Consider the following 7,752-nt stretch of genomic DNA (forward strand, 5'->3'; position numbering starts at 1 on the left):
ACTCCCTCACTCCCCTGCTCCTTAGAAAGACTTTTTCAGCAAACCTTACTTATCTCTGGAATATTGAACGCACCCCATCCAAATTAGCAGTATCGCGAATAATGAGAAACACTCCTAAACCCAATAACAATACCAAACCAGTTTGCATGACATTTTCTTGCACACGAAGTGGTAAGGGTCTACCTCTAACTCCCTCTATCGCCAAAAATGCTAACTGACCACCATCTAAAGCAGGCAAAGGCAAAATATTAATCACTGCCAAATTAATACTAATTAATGCAGCAAACCTAAACAGTTCGACCACATTATCCTCAGCAATTTTTGCTCCCATGTCTACAATAGCAACAGGTCCAGCTAGTTTCCCTGCTGTCTGACCGAAATTACTAACAAGCTGCCAAAAACCCTGAAGTGTCAAGAAAACTATTCTTTGAAATTCCTCAGCACCAACACTAAAAGCTTCAAAAATATTATTAGTACGATTTCTTACTATGTCTCCATTAGAAATTAATTGCACACCGATACGACCTTTGCCATCATCTCCCATTTCTGGTGTGACTTCAAGAAATAATTGTCTTCCGTCACGCTGAATTTCCATCTCCAAAGTTTGATTAGCATTATTTTGAATAGTTTCTACCAAAGTGCTAATAGCTTCTTTGTTAGCACCTAATTGTTGATTACCAACTGACAAAATAATATCATTTGCCTGAATACCTGCTTGAGCAGCAGCAGAACTAACATTTGTAGCAACTTCGGGAACTTTTACTCCAGGAGCATAGTTAAAATCTGCTACACCAACAAAACCCACTTGAGAAACTAAGAGAAAGTAAGCAAATATAAGGTTAGCAATTACTCCTGCACTGAGAACGATCGCTCGGTCTAGAATGGGGCGGTTCCGTAATAGGTCTGGATCGTCTTTAGGAATTGTGCTATCTGGGTCATCATCAGGAAAACCCACAAAACCTCCCAAGGGAAAACCTCGAAGTGCATATTCTGTTTCTGGCCCTTGGTATTTCCAGAGTATGGGGCCAAAGCCGATAGAAAAACGGTTAACATGGATGTTTTGGAGTCGAGCCGCCAGAAAGTGGCCTAACTCGTGAACTACAATCAACATACCTAAAACTGCGATCGCTAAAAATACGGACATAAGTTATTCCTATTAAATTTCCTATTATAAACAGTTAATTTTCTATTATAAATGATTTTTTCTAAAGTTGAGGATATAACNATATAACTACTTTGATTGATTTTGTAGGTTAGTCAAATGAATTTCTTCGGCTTCAGAGTAGGCAGATAAATTTAATACTTTTCAGATAAATCTTTAGCAATATCTTGAGGAATTATATCATCACTTAAGCCAAAGTTTTCTACTGATATTTTTTCGGATTTTGAAGTTGGTATCCGTAAGTTAAATACAACTACTAATTGATGATTTTCAATATTAATATTAGTGACACTAACTGTACTATTTTCCGGTAACAAAGTATCAAGTGGTACTTGGGGAGATGACCGACATCTATATCCATCTATTTCCAGCCATTCAGAAATATTTCTCCAATTTTCAATTCTGCGATCGCACCTATCAACTAAACTTTTGACGTATCTATATATGGTTGCACATAAGTCAGTTTCTACACCTTTAGGATTTTTGCCTAGCTTTTCAGCTATTTCTGCCGGACTGTAGCCACAGAGTAAACCTCGTAGATGTAGCTTTTCAGTAGGAGTAAGACGCTTTCCCTTAGCCGAAGCAAGGTCTGTATATAGGGTTTCTAAGTCCCAGTTTTGGGCTGCTTCGGCAAATTGTTTGTCGATGGAGGCCATAGTTAGATAGTTATTAAAAATTCCTGATGTAATTATAATATAAATTCTAAGTTTTATCAGTTTTATTCTGAGATTAGTTAGGTTATTTTGGGTATAAATAGACACTTTGAATCAAAGTGACTTGAGTAATCACTGATAATTATTAGTGGAGTAACTAATTAATGGCTTGGGATATTTTAATACAAGCTGCTGCTGGACTTCTTCTCGGCGCTGCTGCTGTTTATGCTTTTGGTGCAATAGTTGAAGCTCTCTCAAGAGCTTTTGCTAATGTGTGGGAACAATTTGTTGGTGGGATTAAACAGATATGGGGCTATGTAACAGAAGCTACTAAATATTATTTGGCCTTAGTTTCTCAATTCTTAGAAAATAACTGGCCGGAGATTGAATCTTATCTAAGACAGGAATTTGGCTATCGTAGCGAGTGGTTACTAGCAGTCTTCAGAGATGGGTTGGATGTAATAGTTGCATTTGTAGATCCAAAACGCTCAGATATGGAGCCAGTTATGATTTCTCTAAAGCCTTTAGAAGACCAAGATGTTCAGTTGCCAACGCTCCAAAACAAACCGATAGTTGCTGTATTAAGTAGTTAGTTAATAGGAGGTAAAATAAATGGGTTTTTTTTNGTTACTAGCAGTCTTCAGAGATGGGTTGGATGTAATAGTTGCATTTGTAGATCCAAAACGCTCAGATATGGAGCCAGTTATGATTTCTCTAAAGCCTTTAGAAGACCAAGATGTTCAGTTGCCAACGCTCCAAAACAAACCGATAGTTGCTGTATTAAGTAGTTAGTTAATAGGAGGTAAAATAAATGGGTTTTTTTTAGATGGGTTGGTAGTCTAATAGATCAGTTTTTAGACTGGTTAGGAGAAGTTGTTAGATACTTTATTGAAGCTTTGGTTTATGCTCTGCAAAAAATTTGGGAAACTTTAGTAGTTACTGCTTTAATAGCAGCTTTTGGATACGCAGCAACCTTATACGTTATTTTTTATGCAGGTGCAGTTCTTGGGGAAACAATAATGGAAATTTGGGACCCTCAATATGCAAATAGTAAACCTTCAAAAGTTTTCAAACTAAAGCAAGCACCTCAAAGTTCTCCTTTACCTGAATATCGTTCAGAAGCAAAGATACTAGAACTAGAAAATTGGAATTAATTTCAAAGAGGAGTCAATAATTATGTCACAAATACCTACTGAAAAAATATATCTAGAAATTGGTTTTCGTTCTCCAGAAACTGACGGAAATTTAAAGACTATTGAGTTGTTAGGAGTTCCTGGGCAAAGGTTAAATAATGGAGAATGTGTTGTTAGTAATAAAACAAAAAGTTTCTTTGATAAATTAATTGTCAGAGAGCTATTTCGTCAAAGTCGTTTATTGCCAAACTGCAATTTTGAATATCTCAAAATATGGCTGTATGACACAGAAATAGGAAACAATGAAAGAGGGTACAGTGTTCCTACAATTGATGAAGGTGATTTAGAAATTAGCTGTAATGTTCCAGGTTCTAAATTAGAACGAATTTATGTTCTAGATAATGAGTTAACTGGTCAAGAACGCCAAAGTTGGAGAAGAAATGCTGAAAATCTGTTCAACCCTTTATTTATAAAATTTATTGCACCACCAGAATTACCATCACTCTTAAGTGAAGAATCAATCGCTAATAATCCTTTGATTCAATTATTTAAGCCATTTGTAGAAGTAATAGACAAAACAAATGAAACTATCGACAAATATGCCAAAATGAAGCAAAGTCTATTTTTTAATGCTTTGATTATTCAGATAGATTAACTGTTGAAATACAGAAACATTTAGTTATTAATTTGAAGTAAAAATTTAGAGGTAGTTATAAATGCCACGAAACGATCCGCCCACAGACAGAGAATCACAGTTCCGCCAGTATAGTCAGGATAATTCTATGCCAGAAAGAATAAATTTTTTTAATTCCTTGAGTAAATTTTTTGGTAGTAATAAAAGTTCTCAAACTGAAATTTTGTATAGAAAATTGGAGCCAATCTGGGATACAAATATTGCTCCAGTTTTAATTGAAGCATTTGGCAAAGGAACAACTTTATATTTGATACTTTACTTGGAAAGTTATTCTCACGAACTAATTATGGAAGTGTGGGACCCAAAGCACGTTGAAAGCAAACCATCTCAGGTGTTTAAATTATCAGGAATAACTGATAATGATATTAATAATTTTCCCAAAGATCGGTCAAAAGCTAAAATAATGACTTTGGAAAATTGGCATGACTAAGGGACTAGCAAAAAAAATAGACTATCAGCTAATCTATAGAGTAGAGATTGTTTCGGCTAGCTTAACTATTCCTAATTGAGGTTGAGTCTAATATCACCGCCTCGCAATGACAGCCACGAGCCTTTTTCTCCACTAATAATTGGTACTTTATTAAGTTGCAAATCCCTAATTTACCGACTTAAATTTCAGTAAACAATGAATAAACAGAGTTCAATCAGAGTAATTTATTTGGAGTCTAACTGTTAGTTTAAACTTATAAATTAAAGGAAAAATTTTCATGCCAATAGCTGATAAAATAGGAGCATTTCGGCAAGCTGGAGGAGAAAAAAACACCTCAGCTAATAATTCTGCTAATGATACTCTAAACTCTAAAAATGATAAATCTAATGATTCAGAAAAACCAGAATCAAATATAGATTTTACCCCCTATCTAAGAGAACCAAAATATACTCTTGAAGATCTTATTCTACCCCAAAAAACTAAAAATCAAATAGACTTAATTTTAGCAGAAATTGAGCATCAGGATTTAATCTATAACGAGTGGGGAATGCGCGAAAAACACAAGTTGGATAAAGCTCTTTCCATTAATTTTTCTGGTTTACCAGGAACAGGAAAAACCTTGACCGCTGAAGCACTTGCTCATGCGCTAAACCTGAAAATTCTAGCTGTTCCCTATCAGCAACTTGAATCTAAATATGTTGGTGAAACACCAAAGAATATTGCTAAAGCATTTGAATTTGCTACTAGCAATAATGCAGTTTTATTCTTTGATGAAGCAGATTCCTTTTTAGGTAAACGTTTAGAAAATGTGACTCAAGCAACAGATACTGCAGTTAATTTGACTCGTAGTGTCATGTTGATGCAGCTTTCTGCTTACGAAGGAATCGTTATTTTCGCAACTAACTTAATTCGTAACTACGATCCAGCTTTTATTAGCAGAATACGATGGAAAACTCAATTTGATTTACCTGATGAAGAAGCAAGAGCAAAAATTTGGCAAGCTCAAATTCCTACTAAACTTCCATTAGATAAAAACTCAGTAGATTTTTCTGAACTTGCAAAACAGTTTGATGAAATATCTGGTAGAGACATTAAAAATGCTGTATTCAAAGCTGTAGTTTCTGCTGCTAGGGAAGACAAACCCAAAGAACAAAAATATGTTACTCAATCTCACTTTGCTCAAGCAATAACTGAGATTATTGAAGCTAATAAAGCAGCATCAAAAAAGGAAGTAAAATTAACGCCTGTTGATGGTACGGTAGAATTANTGCAAAACAGTTTGATGAAATATCTGGTAGAGACATTAAAAATGCTGTATTCAAAGCTGTAGTTTCTGCTGCTAGGGAAGACAAACCCAAAGAACAAAAATATGTTACTCAATCTCACTTTGCTCAAGCAATAACTGAGATTATTGAAGCTAATAAAGCAGCATCAAAAAAGGAAGTAAAATTAACGCCTGTTGATGGTACGGTAGAATTACCTCCTGCACCAAATACAGAAGTTGATAGTACAGTAGAATCACCTCCTCCAGCAAATACGGAAAATGATAATTATAGCAGTTTTCATGTTTTATAGAGTACAGAGATTTGGGTTTAAAGGAAGAAGTAAGACCGAAGTTGGAAGAAGCAATGCAAGTCAACATGAGTGAAAACCGCTATAAACTATGAGACTTTAGGGAGATTTACAAGCGTTCGCTCTTCCACCTCACTAAACAAATAAAGAGCGATCGCTATTCTAATGAACAATAGGTTGTGTAAACTTATAGCCGTTTTCATTTCAGACTGGCGACAGTAGGGACGTTCCATGGAACATCCCTACAAAGTTTTGGTTGTGACAATATGGTTGATCAAGAGTGAAAAGCGCTGTAATTTTCATCTGACTGAAACAAGTTTTTTAGATAGCGAGAACCATCCACTACTCTGAATTATCTCTTGCTAAGATAAATAAATTACCTGTTCTCTCGTCTAGACTAACAAGAAAAATAGGATTGAATTTATTAGTTAAAGATTTTGGGTAGTGGGAGCATCTTGCTCCCGTGCGTGACCGAGATCCTCAAATAATCAACACTTCAAGAAAGACGAGCGATCGCTCAATCCTAAATCTTCTCAACTATTCTACTCAGTAATAATATTGTAGGTTGGGTTTTCGACTGTCGCTTAATATCATGTCCGGATAATTAGTGATAAAAAAACTTTCTGCTTCTTTTCTTATTTCTTCCCTCCAGGATTCTGAATTCTGAGGACATCCGACTGAGTAGTTTATTTATAACTGTTCAACCGGACATGATATAACCCAACAAAAACCTAATTTGTAGTGTTATTTTCCCTTATATAAACTACATCATCCTATTTTTTATTACAGAAGCAGGATATATATAATCAGGACTTACACAAAATATGAAAATCTACACCATCTGTAGGGGCGAATTGCATTCGCCCTTACTAGATATAGTGGCTATGCGTAAGTCCTGATAATGTTGGGTTGAGGAACGAAACCCAACAAAAAGCTATCTCATCAATTACTGCATCCGATCAATAGTCCGATACTGAATTGCCTCACCAACATAACCAGGTTTCAACTCCTCATCCCCCGCTAAATCAGCAATAGTCCTCGCCACCTTCAATATCCGATCGCTCGCTCTCGCTGACAAACCCAATTTCCTAATCGCACCCTCCAACAAATTCCGACTACTATCATCCAACTGACACCACTTCCGAAAATGACGACTTTGCATCTGAGCATTACAACTTAAACCCACCTCATCCCGAAACCGATGTCGAGCGCGATCGCGTGCTTCCCTCACCCTTTCCCTCACATCTACCGAACTTTCCCCAGTATCCTGTCTCGTAATTTCCTCCGGTTTCAACCGACTCACCATTACCTGTAAATCTATCCTATCCATCAAAGGTCCTGAAAGTTTTCCCCAATATTGCTCTCGTTGTCGTGGAGAACAAGTACATGGTTGAATAGAATCTCCATAATAACCGCACGGACAAGGATTTGTACTCGCCACCAAAGTAAACTGAGCCGGAAACTCCACCGAAAGTTTAGTGCGAGATATAGTCACCACCCCATCTTCCAACGGTTGACGCAAATATTCCAAAACATTGCGATTAAATTCCGTTAACTCATCTAAAAATAACACCCCTCTATGAGATAAAGAAATTTCCCCAGGTCGCGGAAAACTCCCTCCACCCACTAAAGACGGACCCGATGCTGAATGATGGGGACTACGAAACGGGCGATCGCTCACCAAACTACCTCTATCTTTCAATAACCCCGCCACCGAATAAATTTGCGTCACTTCCAACGCCTCCTCAAAACTCAAGGGAGGCAAAATTCCTGGTAAACGTCGCGCCAACATAGTTTTCCCACTACCAGGGGGTCCGACAAAAATTAAATTATGTCCGCCAGCAGCAGCTATTTCCAAAGCGCGACGAGCATGATTTTGTCCTTTAACTTCGTTTAAATCTAAACCTGTAAATTCTTGTTTTGCCAAAATCTCAGCAGTATTAATTTCTACAGGAGAAAAGCCAGTCGGATTATTCAAAAAATCGGTAACATCAAATATATTATCAAATCCATAAACCGATAACCCCTTCACAACTGCTGCTTCTTTTACATTGCCAGTAGGCACAACTAAACCAGTAATTCCCATTTTTTGGGCAGCAGCAGCAATA

General features: G+C 36.7%; 8 protein-coding genes and 1 pseudogene. 5 read left to right on the plus strand and 4 right to left on the minus strand.

Annotation, left to right across the window (positions count from 1 at the left end; genetic code table 11):
- Nucleotides 1-49: 49 nt before the first annotated feature.
- Nucleotides 50-1,144 carry an RIP metalloprotease RseP gene (rseP, locus tag AFK68_RS19520; RefSeq protein ID WP_094674325.1) on the minus strand — a complete coding sequence of 365 codons (1,095 nt, stop codon included), beginning with the start codon at nt 1,142-1,144 and terminating at the stop codon, nt 50-52.
- A gap of 152 nt (nt 1,145-1,296) precedes the next feature.
- Entirely contained in the window at nt 1,297-1,818 is a 522-nt protein-coding gene (locus tag AFK68_RS19525) for a helix-turn-helix domain-containing protein (RefSeq protein ID WP_094674327.1), read from the minus strand.
- Between the two features lie 161 nt (nt 1,819-1,979).
- On the opposite strand from AFK68_RS19525, the gene AFK68_RS19530 reads away from it, so the two are divergent.
- The 5 genes from AFK68_RS19530 to AFK68_RS19555 all read left to right on the plus strand — a co-directional run.
- Nucleotides 1,980-2,408: a hypothetical protein gene (locus AFK68_RS19530; RefSeq protein ID WP_094674329.1), complete on the plus strand. Its 429-nt coding sequence runs from the start codon at nt 1,980-1,982 to the stop codon at nt 2,406-2,408.
- A 303-nt stretch (nt 2,409-2,711) separates the two neighbouring features.
- Nucleotides 2,712-2,969 (plus strand): hypothetical protein, encoded by a 258-nt coding sequence (locus tag AFK68_RS19540; RefSeq protein WP_246844293.1) that lies wholly within the window; start codon nt 2,712-2,714, stop codon nt 2,967-2,969.
- 22 nt (nt 2,970-2,991) lie between these two features.
- The gene (locus tag AFK68_RS19545; RefSeq protein ID WP_094674335.1) at nt 2,992-3,603 is read left to right on the plus strand and encodes a hypothetical protein; all 612 of its coding nucleotides are present in this window, start codon (nt 2,992-2,994) and stop codon (nt 3,601-3,603) included.
- A 61-nt stretch (nt 3,604-3,664) separates the two neighbouring features.
- Nucleotides 3,665-4,072: a hypothetical protein gene (locus AFK68_RS19550; protein WP_143438056.1), complete on the plus strand. Its 408-nt coding sequence runs from the start codon at nt 3,665-3,667 to the stop codon at nt 4,070-4,072.
- A gap of 277 nt (nt 4,073-4,349) precedes the next feature.
- The coding region (locus tag AFK68_RS19555) for an ATP-binding protein (RefSeq protein WP_143438057.1) at nt 4,350-5,339 on the plus strand (990 nt) is incomplete at its 3' end.
- A 647-nt stretch (nt 5,340-5,986) separates the two neighbouring features.
- On the opposite strand, the pseudogene AFK68_RS45745 reads toward AFK68_RS19555, so the two are convergent.
- Together AFK68_RS45745 and AFK68_RS19570 are read right to left on the minus strand one after the other, a co-directional pair.
- Nucleotides 5,987-6,070: pseudogene (locus AFK68_RS45745) on the minus strand (hypothetical protein); the annotation flags it as partial.
- A 520-nt stretch (nt 6,071-6,590) separates the two neighbouring features.
- Nucleotides 6,591-7,752, minus strand: a 1,162-nt coding sequence (locus AFK68_RS19570) for a YifB family Mg chelatase-like AAA ATPase (RefSeq protein WP_094674341.1), incomplete at its 5' end; no start/stop codon positions are given.

It is taken from the genome of Hydrocoleum sp. CS-953 (assembly GCF_002260545.1).
Taxonomy (GTDB): Bacteria; Cyanobacteriota; Cyanobacteriia; order Cyanobacteriales; family Microcoleaceae; genus Trichodesmium.